This window comes from Streptomyces sp. NPDC046303 (assembly GCF_055588085.1).
This window is the reverse complement of the sequence record NZ_JBVJFA010000029.1, coordinates 14574-31576: the sequence shown is the minus strand read 5'-3', so window position 1 is coordinate 31576 and position 17003 is coordinate 14574. Positions and strand designations below refer to the sequence as shown.

Annotated in this window: 4 protein-coding genes; 1 reads left to right on the top strand and 3 read right to left on the bottom strand. The window is 77.8% G+C overall.

The genetic code is table 11. The annotated features are described in order from the left end of the window. Window positions 1-23 precede the first annotated feature (23 nt). The 3 genes from ACZ6I1_RS26460 to ACZ6I1_RS26450 are packed head-to-tail and all read right to left on the bottom strand — an operon-like array spanning window position 24 to window position 16632. Window positions 24-3386 carry an amino acid adenylation domain-containing protein gene (locus tag ACZ6I1_RS26460; RefSeq protein WP_469291178.1) on the bottom strand — a complete coding sequence of 1121 codons (3363 nt, stop codon included), beginning with the start codon at window positions 3384-3386 and terminating at the stop codon, window positions 24-26. Next, window positions 3383-9304, bottom strand: coding sequence for an amino acid adenylation domain-containing protein (locus tag ACZ6I1_RS26455; protein WP_469291176.1), 5922 nt, complete (start codon window positions 9302-9304; stop codon window positions 3383-3385). The genes ACZ6I1_RS26460 and ACZ6I1_RS26455 overlap by 4 nt, the downstream gene beginning before the upstream one ends. Continuing rightward, on the bottom strand, window positions 9301-16632 hold the full coding sequence (locus tag ACZ6I1_RS26450; protein WP_469291174.1) for an amino acid adenylation domain-containing protein: 7332 nt from the start codon (window positions 16630-16632) through the stop codon (window positions 9301-9303). Before ACZ6I1_RS26450 ends, ACZ6I1_RS26455 begins: the two co-directional genes overlap by 4 nt. Here ACZ6I1_RS26450 and ACZ6I1_RS26445 point away from each other — a divergent pair. Next, the gene (locus ACZ6I1_RS26445; RefSeq protein WP_469291172.1) at window positions 16597-17001 is read left to right on the top strand and encodes an ACT domain-containing protein; all 405 of its coding nucleotides are present in this window, start codon (window positions 16597-16599) and stop codon (window positions 16999-17001) included. The two genes, ACZ6I1_RS26450 and ACZ6I1_RS26445, sit on opposite strands and share 36 nt — an antisense overlap. Window positions 17002-17003 lie beyond the last annotated feature (2 nt).

Sequence of the window (17003 nt, the reverse complement as noted above, 5' to 3'; positions counted from 1 at the left end):
CGCCAGGCATTCCCTTTCGGGATTCAGGGCCGCGGAGCGTCCCAGGAGAATCCCGCGAACGCCGGACGGCCGGTGGGTGTCTGCGGCGCCGGGGCTTCGTTGGCGAGCGAGCAGACGGGGGCCAGCGGACCGGCCGTTGCGAGCCGGCTCGCGGCACGGGCGGCCTTCTGGGCCAGTAGCCCTGCCGTACCTGGCTCGTAGAGTGCGCGGTCGTACTGGAGAAGCAGCCTCAATCCGCTTGAGGAACGCATGAACTGGAACGAAAGGTCGAACATTCCTTCGTCCAGCGGGATCGGACCGCCCGTCAGCCGCAGCGCGCCCGGCCCGGTGTCGATCTCGTCCCAGAGGGTCACCCACACGTCGAAGAGCGGGTTGCGCCCGGGCAGGCGCGGCGGGTCCAGTGCGCGCACCAGCTCGCTGAACGGCAGCCCGCCGTGGTCCATCGCGCCGACCGTCTTGCCGGCGAGATCGGCGATCAGTTCCGTACAGGGCAGTTCCCCGTGGACGGCGGTCCGCAGGACCACGGTGTTGACCAGGCAGCCCACCGCGCCGGCCGGCCCGAGGTCCGGGCGGCGGCTGACGGCGGTGCCGAGGCTGATGTCGCAGGCGCCGGTGGCCTCGTGCAGGGCGGCGGCCACGGCGGCCGCCAGCACGCCGAACAGGCCCGTACGGTGGCCGCGCGCGAGCCGCTCCAGCGCGCCGAGCTCCTGCGCGTCGAGCCGGACGGCGGTCACGGCGGTGCCGCGGCCGGCCGGGCCCGTGCGCGGATGGTCCACGGGCAGCGGCAGGGGCGTGGGCGGCGGGGTCAACTGCCGGCGCCAGTAGGCGAGCTGCGTGTCGTACGCGTGCTCGTGCGGGCCGGGTACGGGCAGCCCGGCGACGCCTTCGGGTTCCGGTCCCCCGGTCCCCGCCAGCGCGCGGGCGATGACCTCGAGCGAGGTCTGGTCGGCGACGATGTGGTGCAGGACGACCAGCAGCCGGTCCGGGCCGCCGGGCCGGCGCAGCAGGGCCGCGCGCACCAGCGGGCCGGCCTCCAGGTCGAAGGGCCGGTGCGCCCACTCCCGTACGAGGGCTTCGCGCGCGGGCTCGTCGGGCAGGTCGAGGACCTCCAGGCGGGCGGGGGCGGGGGCGGGCCTCGGCACCGGCTCGCCGCTTTCCTCGGGGAACACGGTGCGCAGCTGCGGCTGGAGCTCCTGGAGCCGGGCGAAGGCGGCCCGCAGGGCGGCGGGATCGGCCGTGCCGTGGCAGTCCAGCAGCAGGGGCACGTGGTAGGCGGCGGTACCCGCCGTCCCCCCGCCCCGGGCGCGGTCCTCCAGCCACAGCCAGCGCTGGACGGCGGAGGCACGGCCCGGCCCTCCGGCGTCCGGGGAGCCGGCGGACTGCGGGGAGCCGGCGGACGCGGTGCCGGCGCGGGGCGCGAGCCGCGCGGCGAGGGCGGCGACGCTCGGGCAGTCGAAGACGTCGCGGACCCGCACCGGCGCGGACAGCCGCCGGGCGGCCGCCGCGGCCAGGGAGGCGGCCTTGAGGCTGGTCCCGCCGAGGAGGAAGAAGTCGCCGTCGTCCGCGAGGGGCCGGCCGAGCGCCTCGGTGAACAGGGCGCGCAGGACGGCCCGTACCTCATCGGCCTCCCCGTCCCCGGCTCCCTCGCCACCGGCTTCGCCGGACGGCGGCCCGGCCGGGGTGTCCGGCAGGGGCCGGGCGGCGAGTTCGCGGCGGTCGATCTTCCCGTTGGGGGTGCTGGGCATCCGCTCCACGGGGATCACCGCCGCCGGGACCATGTAGTAGGGCAGCCGCTCGGCCAGCCGGGACCGCCAGTCGGCGGGCAGCGGGCCGTCGAGGACGACGTATCCGGCGAGCAGCGGCTGCGCCGTGCCCTCGGGCACGACCACGGCGGCGGCCGCGATGCCGGGCAGCGCGGCGAGCGCCGTCTCCACCTCGCCGGGCTCGATGCGGAAGCCGCGGATCTTCACCTGCCGGTCGGCGCGCCCCCGGAAGTCTAGGGTGCCGTCCGCGCGGTGGCGGGCCAGGTCCCCGGTCCGGTAGAGCCGGGCGCCGGGGCGGGGGTCGTCGGGGTCGGGTACGAAGCGCGCCGCGGCCGCGTCGGACGGGCCCGAGCCGTCCCCGGGACCGCCGAGGTAGCCCCGGCCCACGCCGGTGCCGCCGATCCACAGCTCGCCCTCCACGCCGGGGCCGACCTGGGCGCCGGAGGCGTCGCGCACGGAGTAGCGCAGGTTGGCCATGGGGCGGCCGATGGTGGGCGGCTCCTCGGGGAGCCCGGGCGGGCAGCGGTGCCAGGACTGGAACACGGTCGCCTCGGTGGGCCCGTAGACGTAGATGAGGTCCCGGCCCGGGGCCCAGCGGTCCACCAGTGCCCGGCTGAAGGACTCGCCGCCGGTCACCACCGTCCGCACGTCCGGGAAGGCGGCCGGGTCCAGCTGGGCCAGCAGGGCGGCGAGCAGGAAGACGGTGTCGGCGCGGCGTTCGCGGACAAGCGCGGCCAGGGCCTCGGAGGACGCGATGGGCTCGTCGAAGACGACGACGGCCGCGCCCGCCCACAGGGGCGCGAGGATCTCCCACACCGAGACGTCGAAGGCGGGGCTCGCGAACTGCAGCACGCGCCGGTCCGGGCCGAGGCCGAAGGGGACGGCGGTGGCCTCCAGCAGGTTGACCAGGGAGCGCTGTTCGATGGCCACGCCCTTGGGGCGGCCGGTGGAGCCCGAGGTGTGGATGACGTACGCGAGGTCGTCCGGGCCCGGCGCCGGGCCGCCGACCGGCGGAACGGACGCCCCGGTGGCGGCCGCGGCGCGGAAGTCGGCATCGAGGTCCGCGTCGAGGTCGACGGTGAGCACGCCCGGGCCGGGGAACAGCCCGGCCAGCGCGGCGGTGGTCAGGGTGAGCGGCGCCGGGGCGCTGTCGATCAGCTGGGCGAGCCGCTCGGCCGGGTGCTCCGGGTCGAGCGGCACGTACGCGGCGCCGGAGCGCAGCACCCCCAGTACGGCCACGACCAGCTCCGCGGAGCGGGGCAGGCAGACCCGGACCAGTACGCCGGGCCCGGCGCCGCGGGCGCGCAGCCGCACCGCCAGCGCCTCGGCGCGGGTGTGCAGTTCGCCGTGGCCGAGGGTGCGGTCGCGGGCCACCACGGCGGGCCGGTCGGCGACGGGGCGGGCCCGCTCGGCGAGCAGGGCGGCCACCGGCCCGTCCGGGACGGGGGCGGCGGTGTCGTTGAGCGCGGCGAGGATCCGCTGCCAGCCCTCCGGGGTCCCGGCGGGGTCGGCGGTCGCGGGGCCGGGGCCGGGGGTCACGGCGGCGGGGCCGGGGGTCACGGCGGCGGGGCCGGGGGTCACGGCGGCGGGGCCGGGGGTCACGGTGGCGGGGCCGGGGGTCACGGCTGCTCCCTCCAAGGCGCGTCGGGGCGGGAGACCAGGGCGGCCAGTGCCTGCCGGGTGCGTTCGACCAGGCGGGCGGCGGTCGAGCCGTCGAAGAGCTCGCCCTTGTACGTGAGGACGCCGTCGGCTTCGTCCTCTCCGGTGCGCAGCGACCACACGAGGTCGAAGGCGGTGGCGGTGGGCCGGGTGGCGGCGATGGTGCCGTCCGGGGTGAACAGGGCGCCGGGGACCGGGGCCGCGTCCTCCTGGGCGACCACCAGGACCTGGCTCAGGCGGGCCCGGTCCACGCCGAACTCGCCCTCCGCGAGGGCGGATACGGCGTCCAGGCCCGCTCCGGGCCGGTCGTGTGCGGCGAGCAGCGCGTCCCCGACGGCGCGGGCCAGTTCACGGTAGGTGCCGGCCGTGCCCGTCGGCACGCGCAGCAGGGCGGTGCCGGTGAGCGGGCCGACCACGTCCGCGAGGCCGGGCCGGGACCGGGTGCTGAGGACGGTGGCGAGCCACACCTCGTCCGGGGGCCCGTCCGTGCCGTCGCCGCCGCCGCGGGCCAGGGCCGCGACGAGCGCGGTGAGGCCGAGGGCGAACGGGCTCAGGCCGTCGGCGCGGCCGAAGGCCCCGGCGCCCGGTGCCGGGAAGGCGAAGGGCAGTTCCGTCGGCATGAGCGCGCCGCGCACCAGGCGGGGCCGGTCGTAGGGCAGCGGGAGCCGCGGCGGCTCGCCGGCGGCCAGGGCGCGCCGCCACTCCTCGTCCGCGCCGGCCGGGGTGCGCTCCTGCTGCCAGCGGGCCACGTCGGCCAGCCGCAGCGGGGGCTCGCCGGCCCGGTCCGCGGGCCAGCGTCCGGCGGCGAACTCCTCGTAGGCGGCGGCCGTCTGCTGCACGAGCAGCTCCATGGAGCGGCCGTCGACGGCGATGTGGTGCACGGCCAGCAGCAGGACGTGCTCGTGGGTGTCCAGGCGCACCAGCCGGGCCCGCAGCAGCAGTCCGGCCGCGAGGTCGAAGGGCTCCTCCAGGTGCCGCTGGGCCAGCGCGTCGAGCGCGGCGGGCCGGTCGGCCTCGGGCAGCGAGGACAGGTCGTCCTCGGCCCAGCCGGTGCGGGGCACCGTCAGCGGCTGCCAGCAGGGGCCGGTGCCGGTGACGACGAGCCGGGAGGAGAGGGCGTCGTGGCGGGCGGCGGTGTGCTCGACGGCCTGCCGCAGGGCGTGCGGGTCGACGGTACGGGCGCCGGCCCGCAGAGCCTCGAACACGACGAACGCGGCGGGGGCGGCGCCGCCTTGCAGGGCCTGCCAGATCTCGGCCTGTTCGGTGCTGAGCGGGGCGGGGCCGCCGGCCGGTCCGCGCACCGGCCCGTCCTGCGCCACGGCGCCGGCGGCGGCGGGCGCGGGGGCGGCGGAGCCGATGGCTCCGGCGATCGCGGCCGGGGTGCGGGAGTCGAAGACGAGCCGGGGCGACACGTCCCGGCCCAGCGAGATCCGCAGCCGGGCGGCCACGGCGACGGCGTCCAGGGAGCTGCCGCCGAGGTCGAAGAAGTCCTCGTCCGGTCCGACCCGTTCGTGCCCGAGCGCCTCGGCGACGGCCTGGGCGACGAGCTCGACGGGACCGGCGGCGCGCTGCGCCGCCGGCGTCTGCCGGGCCGGTTCCGGCGTCTGCCGTTCCTCCTCCGTGGTGTGGACGTGGACGGTCGCGGGGGTCAGCCGCAGCGGCAGCGCGCGGCGCAGCAGGGTGCGCAGCGCGCCGGGGCTCAGGGTGTGCCCGGGCTGCGGGGTGACGTGGGCGGTCAGGGGGCCGGGCTCGCCCGGCGCCGCGGCCCGGACCTCGGCGGCGCGCACCGACGGCTGGGCCAGCAGCAGCAGTTCGGCCTCGGCCGGGTCGAGGTGGGTGCCGGGACGGTCCGGGTCGGGCACCAGCCGCCCGGCGCGGCCGCGCGGCACCAGTTCGCCGCGCTCGGACCAGTGGGCGCGCAGCCCGGTCGCCCCGGCTCCGGTGCTCAGGTCGCCGGGGACTCCGACGGGTACGGGCCGCCCGGCGGCGTCGGTGATCCGGGCGCCGGGGTGGGCGGCGCAGGCGTCGCCCAGCGCGGCCAGTTCCGCGCGCTCGGCGTCGGGCAGCGGCGTACCGGCCGGGGTGCGGCCGGGGTCGGCGGCGGCGCGCAGCAGCAGGTCGGCCCAGTGCCGCAGCAGCCGGGTGGCGCGGGCGGCGCTGAAGAGGGCGCCGTCGTACTCGGCGGTGAGTTCGACCAGCTCGCCGGAGTTGTCGAGGTGGAAGCTGAGTTCGAACTCGGCGGCGTGATCGGCGTACTGCTCCCGCCGTACGGTCAGTCCGGGGCCGGCGTCCAGCTCGCTGCCGTCGCCGGTACCGGCCGCGCCGCGCTCGTCGGCGGTGAACATGACCGAGAACAGCGGGGTGCGGCCGCCGCCGTCGCGGGCCCCCGGCAGCTCGGCCACGAGCCGCTCGAAGGGGTGGGCGCGGTGGGCCATGGCCGAGGCCACGGCGGAGCGGGTGGCGGCGGCGCGCTCGGCGAAGCCGAGGTCCGGTGCCACCTCGCAGGTCAGCACCACCGTGTTGAGGAACGGGCCGATCACCCCCGCGTACGCGGGGTCGTCGCGGCGGGTGACGGGGGTGCCGACGAGGATCCGGTGCTCGCCCGTGAACCGGTGGAGCAGTTCGGCCAGGGCGGTCAGCCCGGTCCCGTACATGCTGGTGCCGCAGGTGCGCGCCAGCGCCCGCACGGCCCGGCTGTCGCCCTCGGAGAGCCGCAGCCGGCTCGAGCCGCCGGGGCCGGGCGGGGCGCCGCGCTCTCCGTCGGCCGGCAGCAGCGGGAAGGGCAGCGGCCCGGCCAGTTCGGCGTGCCAGTGGGCGCGGTCCCGCTGTGCCTCGGGGCCCGCCAGGGCGGCGGCCTCGCGGGCGATGTGGGTGAGGTAGCTGCCGGCGGCGGGCCGGGGGGCGGCCGTGCCGGTGCGCAGCGCCCGCAGCCGGGCGAAGATCCGTGCCGCCAGCAGGACCGCCGATTCGCCGTCGCAGGCGATGTGGTGGACGGTCAGCGCCAGCAGCGCGCTGGTCGGGGAGAGCCGCAGCAGGACGGCGCGCAGCGGCGGCTGCCGCTCCAGGTCGAAGGGGCGCCGGGCTTCGGCGCGCAGGGTGGCGGCGGGGTCGGTGCCGGGTGCGGGCCACAGGACGGTGAGCGGCGGCCGGTCCCCGTACACGAACCGCTGGCGGGGTTCGCCGTCGCGGACGAAGAAGCGGGCGCGCAGGAGCTCCGCGCAGGCGGCCTCGTCGGCGAGGGCCTGGGCGACCTGGCGCTCGTCCAGCGGCCCGTCGATCCGGAACACGTCGGTGAGGTGGTGGACGCTGTCCGCGGCGGCGTCGAGCTGGGCGAGGGTCCACAGCTGGCGCTGGGCGGCGGACAGCGGGTGGTCCGCGTCCTGCGCGCCCTGCGCGGACGCGGCGGCCGCCGGCGGGCCGGCGTCGTCCGCGCCGCGGCTGCGCAGGGCCGCGCAGGCTTCGCGGACCGAGGGTCCGTCGAGGAGTTCGTCGATCCCCAGGACCAGGCCGTGGCGCTGTTCGAGGGCGGCGATGACGTCGATGGCGAGCAGGCTGTGGCCGCCGCAGGCGAAGAAGTTGTCGTCGGGGCCGATCCGGTCGGCGCCGAGGACCTCCCGGAAGACCGCGGTGACGCGCTCCTCGAGGCTCTGCGGGGCCTCGGGCGCGGCGGCCGGGGCGGGCTCGGCGGCGGGCGCGGATTCCTGGGCGCGCTCGGCCAGGGCCCGCCGGTCGATCTTCCCGTTGGTGGTGAGCGGCACCCGGTCCAGCGGCAGGACGCGGTCGGGGACCAGGGGCGCGGGCAGCACGGTGCCCGCGTACGCGTGGACGGCCGCGGGGGTCGCGGCGGCGGGGCCGGTGACGAAGGCGACGAGGGAGGTCCTGCCGCCCGCGCCCCGGCAGGCCACGGCGACGGCCGCCTCCACGGCGGGCAGGGCGGCCAGGGCGGCCTCCACGTCGCCGAGTTCGACCCGGTTTCCGCGGATCTTGATCTGGTCGTCGGTGCGGCCGAGGAACTGCAGGGTGCCGCCCGGCTGCCACCAGCCCCGGTCTCCGGAGCGGTAGCGGCGGCCGCCGGGCTGCTCCGGCGCGGCGGGGAAGGCCGCCTCGTCAAGCTCCGGCCGGTGCAGGTAGCCGTCGGCGAGTCCGGGGCCGGAGAAGTGCAGCTGGCCGGGGAAGCCGGGGGGCACCGGCCGGTCCGCGGCGTCGAGCACCTCGACGACCGTGTGGGACAGCGGCCAGCCGATCGGCGTGCCGGGCAGCGGGTGCGCGGGGTAGTCGAAGGCGGTGGCCCCGACGGAGTTCTCGGTGGGCCCGTACTCGTTGACCAGCCGGGTGCGCGGCAGCTGGAGCTGGTGGCGGGCGACGAGTTCGCCGGGCATCGCCTCGCCCGCGACGGTGACCACGCGCAGGGTGCCCGCGGCGGCCAGCTCGTCGAGGACGGCGGTGTAGAGGCTGGGCACGAGGGTGACGTGGGTGGCCGTGTACCGCTCGGCGAGCCCGCGCAGGTGGGCCCCGTCGAGCCGGCGCACGCCGTCGACCAGGACGAGGGCGCCGCCCGCGCCGAGCACGGAGAACACGTCCGAGACGGAGCTGTCGAAGGACAGGGCGGGCACCTGGAGCAGGCAGGTGTCGGGGGACAGCCGGTGGTAGTCGTGCTTCCAGGCGAGGTAGCTCTCGATCGCCGAGTGGCGGATGACGACGCCCTTGGGCTGCCCGGTGGATCCGGAGGTGTAGATCACGTACGCCGTGTCCTCGGGGCGCGGCGGCTCGGGCTCCTCCTCGGGCAGGGCGGCCAGATCGGCGGTGTCGGCGGCCAGTTCGGCGGCGGACAGCAGGCGCAGGCCGGTGCGCCCGGCCAGCGCGCGGCCCAGGTCGAGGTGTTCGGGCTCGGCCACCAGGGCGGCCGCGCCGGCGTCGGCGAGCACGGCGGCGAGCCGCTCTTCGGGCTGCGCCGGGTCCAGCGGTACGTAGGCGGCGCCGGACCGGACCGTGCCGAGCAGCGCGGTGAGCGCGTGGCGGCCCTTGCCGACGAGCAGGGCGACCCGGTCGCCGCGGCCCACCCCGTACGCGTGGTGCAGGCGGCGGGCGGTGCGCACGGATTCGGCGCGCAGCCGGGCGTGGCCCAGTTCGTCGGGGCCCTCGGCCGTTCCCGCGCCGGTGACGACGGCCAGTCCTTCGCCGCCCGCCAGGTGGCCGCGGTCCAGCCGCTCGAGCAGGGTGGTCGCGGTGGCGGGCGGCCAGAACCCGGCCGCGCCCCAGCCCTTGACGGTCTCCCGGTCGGTGGCGTCGGCCAGGGTGAGGGCGCCCAGCTCGCGGCCGGGGTCGCCGAGCTGGGCCAGCAGGTGGGCGACGACGCGCAGCACGGTGTCCGCGAACCAGCTCTCGCAGCGCCCGGTGTCCGCGTCGGCGTGCAGGACGCGGTCCTCGCCGGAGCCCTCCAGGGTGAGCAGCAGCGCCTCGCCGGCCGGGGCGGGCCGGTCCGTGCCCTCCGCGGCGACGGTGAGGGTCCCGGCGCGGGCTCCGGCGGGGCGGGCGGCGAGCAGCTCGTCGCGGATCCGCCCCAGCAGGGCTCCGGCCGTGTCCTCGCCCTGGCCGGTGGGGACGGTGACGGCGACGGGGCCGGCGGGGCCGGCGACGGTCAGGGCGGGGGTGTCGGTGTCCTCGGCGGCGGCCAGGGCGAGGGCCGCCGCCGCGCACAGCAGCACCAGTTCGTCCATGGGGTGCCCGCCGGCCCGGCGCAGGGCGGTACGGGAGGCGGCGGGCAGGGGCAGGCTGCGCCTGGTGTGCCCGGGGACGCTCTCGCGGGTCAGCCGGGGCCGCAGCACCGTGGCGGCGGTGACCGGTTCCCGTGTGACGGGGATGCTGAGGGGTGCTGCGGTCATGGCCGTACGCTCCCTGCGGTGTGCAGTAGGTCGGTTTCGTCGGTGCAGGAGGGCTCGGGGTGCGCCCCGGGCCCGTCCGCGGGCCGGCCGGCGGCGAGGTACCAGTGGGGGTGGCAGCGCAGGGCGCCCACCACCTCGTCGAGCAGCTCGCGTGCGGTGGTTTCGGTGAACAGCGCCCGGTCGTAGACCAGTTCGAGCAGGACCCGGCCGTCGCGCTCGCTCGCGTAGATCCGCAGGTCGTCGCTGAGCGGGGCCTGCGAGGGGTCTGCGGGGAGGAACGCGGGCCCGTCGGTGAGGCGTTCGGACGTCTCCCAGCTCAGTCCGGCGTCGTAGACGGGGCGGCGGCCGCGCTCCGGCCGTTCCGCGATCTCCTGGACCGTGGTGTCGAAGGGGAAGCGGGCGTGGTCGTACGCCTCGGCGAGCCGGTCGCGCACCTGGGTGAGCAGTTCGGCGGTGCTGTGTGCCTCGCCCGGTGCGAGCCGCACCGGCAGGGCGTTGACGAAGCAGCCGACGATCTCGGCCGTGTCCGCGCGGTCGCGGGTGCCGGCCGGGCAGCCGATGATCACCTCGGCGCTGCCGGAGCGGCGGTGCAGCACGAGCGCCCAGGCGGTGAGCAGCGCGGTGAACGGGGTGGCGGCTCCCCCGGCTCCCCCGGCTCCCGCGGCTCCCCCGGAGCGGGGTCCCCGCCCCTCGGCGGCGGCGTGCAGCACGGCGGCGGGCAGCGCCCGCCGGACCACGCCCGCGCCCTGGCGTCCGGCGTCGGCGCGGGGTCCGGTGCCCGGCAGGTCGAGCCGGGGCAGCGGACCGGCGAGGGTGCGGGTCCAGTACGCGCGCTGGCGCGCGGCCTCGCCGCTCTCCAGCCAGGCGGCCTCCTCGGCCACCCAGTCCCGGTAGGGGCGGGCGGGGCGGCCGTCCCAGGGACGGGTCCCCACCTCGAGGGCGTCGTAGGCGGCGAGGAGGTCGCGGGCGACCAGGGCGGCGCTGTCCCCGTCGTAGACGATGTGGTGGGCGGTGATCGCCAGGACGTCGCCGCCGGGGTGGCCGGTCAGCTGGCGGACGGCGAACAGCGGTCCGGTGGCGAGGGTGAAGGGCACGCCGTGGGCGGCGGTCACCGCCTCGGCGACCGCCTCATCGGTGGCGCCGACGCGGACGACGGACAGCGGCGGCCCGGCCGGGAGCCGGTCCATGACGATCTGCCGGGCGGTGCCGTCGACGACGGCCACCCGGGTGCGCAGCACCTCGTGCCGGTCCGCCAGGGCGGCGACGGCTTCCCGCAGCAGGCCGGTGTCCAGCGGGCGGCCGGCCCGTACGGCGTCGGTGATGTTGAGGGCGACCGGGCTGGGGCTGGTCCGGGCCGCCATCCAGATCCGGCGCTGGGCCCGCGAGAGCGGCAGGACGACACCGTCGTCGGCGCGCGGGAGGTCCGCCGCGGGGGCCGGCGCGGCCGCCGGGACCGCCGGGACCGCCGGGGCCGGCGGGGTGGTCGGGGTGGTCGGGGTGGTCGGGGTACCGGCGGGCGTGTCGAGCATCGCCGCGAGGGCCCGTACGGTCTGCTGCTGGAAGACGGCGACCAGCGGGACCCGTACGCCGAACTCCTCCTGGAGGCCGGTCGCCAGGCGGGCGGCGGTCAGGCTGTGCCCGCCGACGGAGAAGAGGTCGGTGTCGGGGTCGGTGACCGGCACGGCGAGCACCTCCTCCCAGACCTTGGCCACCCGCTGCTCGGTGGGGCTCAGATCGGCGCACGCCTCGGCCTGCGCGCGGGGCGGGGCCGGCAGGGCGCGGCGGTCGAGCTTGCCGTTCGGGTTCAGCGGGAGCTCGGCGATCTCCACGTACGTGCCCGGCACCATGGCGGCGGGCAGCCGCTCGGCGAGGTAGGCCCGCAGGACGCGCGGGACGGCCGCGCCCACCACGTAGGCGACCAGGCCCTGTTCGCCGCGCTCGTCGGGCACCGCCAGCACCGCGCAGCGCCGTACGTCCGGGTGCCCGGCCAGGACGGCCGCGACCTCGCCCGGCTCGACCCGCTGGCCGCGGATCTTGACCTGGTCGTCGATGCGGCCGAGGAAGAGCAGGTTGCCGTCGGGCCGGCGGGCGGCCCGGTCGCCGGTGCGGTACATGAGCCGGCCGGGGCGCAGCGGGTGGGGCGTGAACCGGTCGGCCGTCAGCTGCGGGTTGCCGAGGTAGCCGCGGGCCAGTCCGGCGCCGGAGATGCAGAGTTCGCCGGGGACGCCGATCGGGGCCAGGTCCCCGTGGGCGTCGATGACGTCGACGGTCTTGTTGGCGATGGGGTGGCCGATCAGGACGTCCGCGCCCGGGTCGGTGATCCGGTGGACGGTGGTCCACACGCTGTCCTCGGTGGGCCCGTACTCGTTGTAGAGGACGGTGTGCGGCAGCAGTTCGGCGTGGCGGGCCGCGAGGGCCTCCGGGAGCCGTTCGCCGACCAGCACGATCTGGCGGACCGAGGCCAGGCGGGGGGCGCAGCGCTCCAGCATCAGCTGGTACAGGCTGGGCACCAGCATGATGTGCGTGACGCGGTTGCGCCCGATCTCCTCGGCCACGTGCTCGACGTCGAGGAGCCGGTCCTTGCCGAGGACCACCACCCGGGTACCGGCGACCAGCGCGGAGAAGATGTCGTTGACCCCGCTGTCGAAGTGCAGCGGCGGCACCTGGAGCACGGCCGCGTCCGGCCCGAACCCGTAGTAGCCGGCCCGGTAGTGGACGGTGTTGACGATGCCGCGGTGCTCGATCATGACGCCCTTGGGGCGGCCGGTGGAGCCCGAGGTGTAGATGACGTACGCGAGGTCGCGCGGGGTGGCCCGGGGTGCCGGGGGCAGCGCGGCGGCCGGGGCGCCGCCCGCCGCGGCGGTGCGCGGGTCCAGGACCGGCAGGCTCGTCACGGCGGCGGTCTTGGCGTGGTGGCCGCCGTCGGCGAGCACCGCGAGGGCCCCGCTGTCGGCGAGGGCGAACGCGAGCCGGTCGCCGGGCTGTTCGGGGTCCAGGGGGACGAACGCGGCGCCGGTCTTCAGGACGGCGAGGGCGCTGACCACCATCCACTCGGTGCGCTCGGTGACCACGGCCACGAGCCCGCCGGGGCCCGCCGCGCAGGCCTCGCGCAGGCGCGCGGCGACGGCCTCGGCGCGGGCGTCGAGCTCGCCGAAGGTGAGGACCGTGGTGCCGTGCACGACGGCGGGGCGGTCCGGGCCCGCGGCGGTCTGCTCCTCGACCAGGTCCAGGAGGGTGCGGTCCGCGGGGAAGGGGGCGGCGGTCTCGTTGACCTCGTCGAGCAGGAACCGCCGTTCGGCGGCGGGCAGTACGGGGACCTCGGCGAGCGGGGCGTCGGGGCGGGCGAGCAGGCCGGTCAGCAGGTGGACCAGCCGCTCCCCCATGCGCCGGGCGCTGTCCCGGTCGAAGAGGTCGTCGGTGTAGCCGACCCACAGTTCGCCCGCGTCCCCGGCCCGTGCGCCGCGGAAGCTGAAGGCCAGGTCGAAGTCGCTGACGGGTTGTTCGAAGGGCAGGTGGCGGACGGCCAGGCCGGGTCCGGCCGCGACGGCGTCGTCCAGGGCGGTCTCGACGAGCACGTCGAAGACGGGGTTGCGGCTGGGGTCGCGGGGCAGCGCGAGGTCCTCGACGAGCTGCTCGAAGGGGTACTCCTGGTGGGCCATGGCCTCCTGCGCGGTGGTCCGTACGGCGGCCAGCAGCTCGCGGAAGGAGCCGCCGGTGTCCACCGGGGTGCGCAGGACGACGGTGTTGGCGAACAGTCCGACCGTCTCGGCGGAGCGCCGGTCGGGCCGGCCCGCGACGACGGTGCCCAGCAGGACGTCCGGCTCGGCGCACAGCCGCCACAGCAGCACCCGCAGCGCGGCGGTGAAGCCCATGAAGGGGGTGGCCGCGCTGTCCTGGCACAGGTCGCCGAGCGCGCGGACCAGTTCCGGGTCGAGGGTGAGGCGTACGGTGCCGCCCGCGGCGCTGCGGGCGGCCGGGCGGCGGCGGTCGGCGGGCAGCTCCAGCGGCTCGGGCAGCCGGGCGAGCCGCTCGCGCCAGTAGGCGCGGTCCGCCGCGCCCTGCGGACCCGCCAGCCGGGCGGCGAGCCGTTCGGTGTGCTCGGTGTAGGAGGGGGCGGGCTCGAGGGCCCCGGCCGGGCCGGTCAGCAGCTGCGACAGGTCGCGCATCAGCAGGCCGAAGGACCAGCCGTCGCACACCGCGTGGTGCACGGTGAAGAGCAGGACGCCGCCGTCCGGGCCGTCGGGCACCCAGGCGGCCTGGGCCAGGGGGCCCTCGGCGAGGTCGAAGCGGTGGCGGCAGGCGCGCGCGAAGGCCTCCTGCGGCGTGGTGTCGCGCTCGGTCCGCAGGACGCCGACGGGCGGGTCGAGGACGACCTGGGTCAGGCCCTCGGGGGTCTCGCGCAGGACGGTGCGCAGGGACGGGTGCCGGGCCACGAGCGCGTCCACGGCGGCCGCGAGCCGGGGTTCGTCCACGATGCCGTCGAGCCGGTAGGCCTCGACCATCGTGTACGGGGGCACGGGCGACTGGTCCATCCGGTCCAGCAGCCACATCCGGCGCTGGGCGTTGGAGGCGGGGAAGGTGTTCCCGGAACGGGCGGCGGCGGGCTCGGTTCCCTGCGGCGCGGCCGGGGCGGCCTCGGCGCGGCTGCGGGGCAGCGCCCCGCGTTCGCGCAGGAGGGCGGAGAGCGCGGCCGGGGTGCGCAGGTCGAACACCTCGTGGACCCGGGCGGCGTCGGGGCGGCCGGTGCCCTCGCAGAGCGTGGCGACGAGCTGGACGGCGGACAGGCTGTGTCCTTCGGCCCGGAAGAAGTCTTCGTGCGCGGAGAGCGGCGGGCGGCCCAGCACCTCGGTCCAGGCCTCGTAGACGAGGCTTTCCACGGGGTCGGCGGGCTGCCAGACGGGGCCCCGCCCGGTGGTGGGCAGCGCGAGGAGCGCCGCCCGGTCCACCTTGCCGTGGACGGTGAGCGGCAGGGTGGGGAGGCGGTGCAGGCCGGCCGGGAGCATCGGTGCGGGCAGCCGCTCGCGCAGCCAGGCGGCCAGCGCGGCGGGCTCGAGCGGCCTGTCCGCGGAGGCGTCCGGGGAGGCGTCCGCGGAGGTGTCCGGGGAGGTGTCCGGGGAGGTGCGCCGGGCCACGTACCAGCCGTGCAGGGTCACCGTGCCGTCGGTGGCGGTGCGCGGCACGACCACGGCCTCGACCACGTCCGGGTGGCGGACCAGGGTCTGTTCGACCTCGCCGGTCTCGACGCGGGTGCCGAAGATCTGCACCTGGCCGTCGGAGCGGCCCAGGAACTCCAGTTCGCCTTCGGCGTTCCAGCGGCCCTGGTCCCCCGTACGGAAGACGGGGGCGTCCCCGGCGTGCGGGGAGGGGCCGAAGCGGGCGGCGGTGGCCTCGGCGTCACCGCGGTAGCCGGGGGCGACGGCGGGTCCGGCGATCTGGATCTCGCCCGGGACGCCGGGCGGGGCGAGCTCCCCGGAGGGGGTGACCACGAAGACGCCGTAGCCGGGCGAGGGGCGGCCGACGGGCACCCGGTCGAGCCGCTGGGCGGAGGCGCCGTCGCGGATGAACATGGTGGCCTCGACGGTGGCCTCGCTGGGCCCGTACAGATTGGCGAAGGTGCCGATGCGCAGTCGTCCGGCGGTGCGCGGCAGCAGGCCGCGCGGGATGGTGTCGCCGCCCAGCAGCAGGTGGCGCAGCGGCAGTTCGCCGTCCTCGGGCAGGGCGCGCAGCAGGACGGAGAAGAGTCCGGGCACGCAGTTGACGAGGTTGACCTCGCCGCTGCGCACCCGCTGCCACAGCGCGTCGGGGTCGAGCCGGTCGGGGTCGCCGACGGCGACGAGGGTGCCGCCCGCGAGGAGGGTGGTGAAGACCTGGAAGGCGGTCGCGTCGGAGGTGACCGCGGAGAGCATCGCGGTACGGGTCCGGGCGTCGATGCCGAGCGCGCGGGACCCGGTGAGCATCTTGTGGCTCAGCTGGTCGTGGTGGACGGCGACGGGCCGGGGGGTCCCGGTGGATCCCGAGGTGAACAGGATCATCGCGGGGGCACCGGGCTCGGCCCGGTCCGCCGCTGCGTTTGCTGCGTCCGCCGCTGCGTCCGCCGCTGCGTCCACCGCTGTGTCCGCCGGTGCGTCCGCCGGCCGGTGCGCCTCGTCGGTGAGCAGGCCGGCGAGGTCCGCCACCGGTACGGGAAGGTCCGCGCCGGCGGGTCCGACGCCCTCGGCGCGCAGCGCGAGCCGGGCGCCGCTGAGGCGGGCCAGCAGGGCCGCGCGGGCCGCGGGCTGGCGGGGTTCGAGGGGGACCACGGCCGCGCCGGTGCGCAGGACGGCGAGGAAGGCGGTGACCAGGCTCGCGCCGCGCGGGGCCAGGACGCACACCGCGTCGCCGGGGCCGATGCCGTGGCGTGCGGTGAGAGCGGCGGCGGCCCGGCCGGCCTCGGCGGCGAGCTGCCGGTAGGTCAGGGTGCGGCCCTCGCCGGTGACGGCGACGGCCTCGGGGGTGCGGCGGACGGCCTCCTCGAAGAGGTCCGTGAGGGTGGCGGCGGCGAAGGCGGCGGGGGCGGGCAGGGCGGCGAGGCCGAGGAGTTCGGCGCGCAGCGCGGGGCCGAGGACGTCGATGGCGCCGGGGCTGCGGCGCGGGTCGGCGGCGAGGGCCTCGAGTACGGCGGCCACGCAGCGGGGCAGGGCTCCGGTGAGGGCGGCGGCGCCGTGCGCCCCGACCGACAGGCCTCCGTCCGGGGCCTGTTCGACGCGCAGCACGAGCGCGGCCCGCGGCTGCGGCGAGCGGTCCCCGTACAGGGCGGGGCAGACGACGGCGAGCTGGGACAGGGTGGCGCCCGCCCCGGGGGTGACGGCGTCGAGCCGGGCGCTCAGCGCGTCCCGGTCCTGCCAGGGGCGGGCGGCGGCCTGTTCCAGCTCCGCGTGCAGGGCCTCCAGGAAGGAGGTCGCGGGCGCGGCCGGGTCCAGCGGGGCCAGCAGCGCGAACTCCGCCTGCGGCAGGGGGGATCCGAGGGCCGGTACGACGACGGGCACCCGGCCCTGCGCGCCGTGCCCGGTGAGTCCGGCGAGGGCGATCCTGGCGGCGGCGACGGTGAGCAGCAGCAGGCCTTCGGGGGCGCCGCCGGTCATCGCGTGCAGGGCGGCGGCGGCTTCGGGAGCGACGGCGGCGGGCGCGGCAGGAGCGGCGGCGGACTGCGAGGCCTCGGGCTCGAGGAGGGGTTCGCAGAAGGCGCCGGTCAGCTTCGGGAGCCAGTACCCGGCCTGATCGGCGAACCGGGGCGCCGCCGTAGGGTCGTCCCCATGGCCGAACTCTCCGTCACCATCGTTCCGCAGCACTTCTACGTCCTCCCTGACCAGTTGTGGGTGCACCGCCTGCCCCCGGATGCCCCCGTTCCCGCGCTGCCCGCCCGGCCGTGGTCCTCGGTCACCCGGGCCCGGGACGGGCTCACCGTGGTGTGCGCCGAACGCCTGCCGGGCGGCACCGGGCCCGTCAGCGGTCCCTGGCGCGGGCTGTACGGGGCGGACGCCCACGGCCTGGACCTGCCCGGCATGCTGGCGGGCGTGCTGGTGCCGCTGGCCGCCGCCGGGATCGGCGTGTTCGCCGCGTCGACCTTCGACGCGGATCTCGTACTCGTACCGGCCGGGGAGTACGAGCGGGCCCGGACCGCTCTGGAAGCGGCCGGGCACACTCTTTCGTCGGACTGACG

What these genes read in the sequence shown, in the direction of transcription:
- ACZ6I1_RS26445 (WP_469291172.1), top strand. Translation starts at nt 16,597, where the DNA reads ATGGCCGAACTCTCCGTCACCATCGTTCCGCAGCACTTCTACGTCCTC.
- ACZ6I1_RS26455 (WP_469291176.1), bottom strand. Translation starts at nt 9,304, where the DNA reads ATGACCGCAGCACCCCTCAGCATCCCCGTCACACGGGAACCGGTCACC.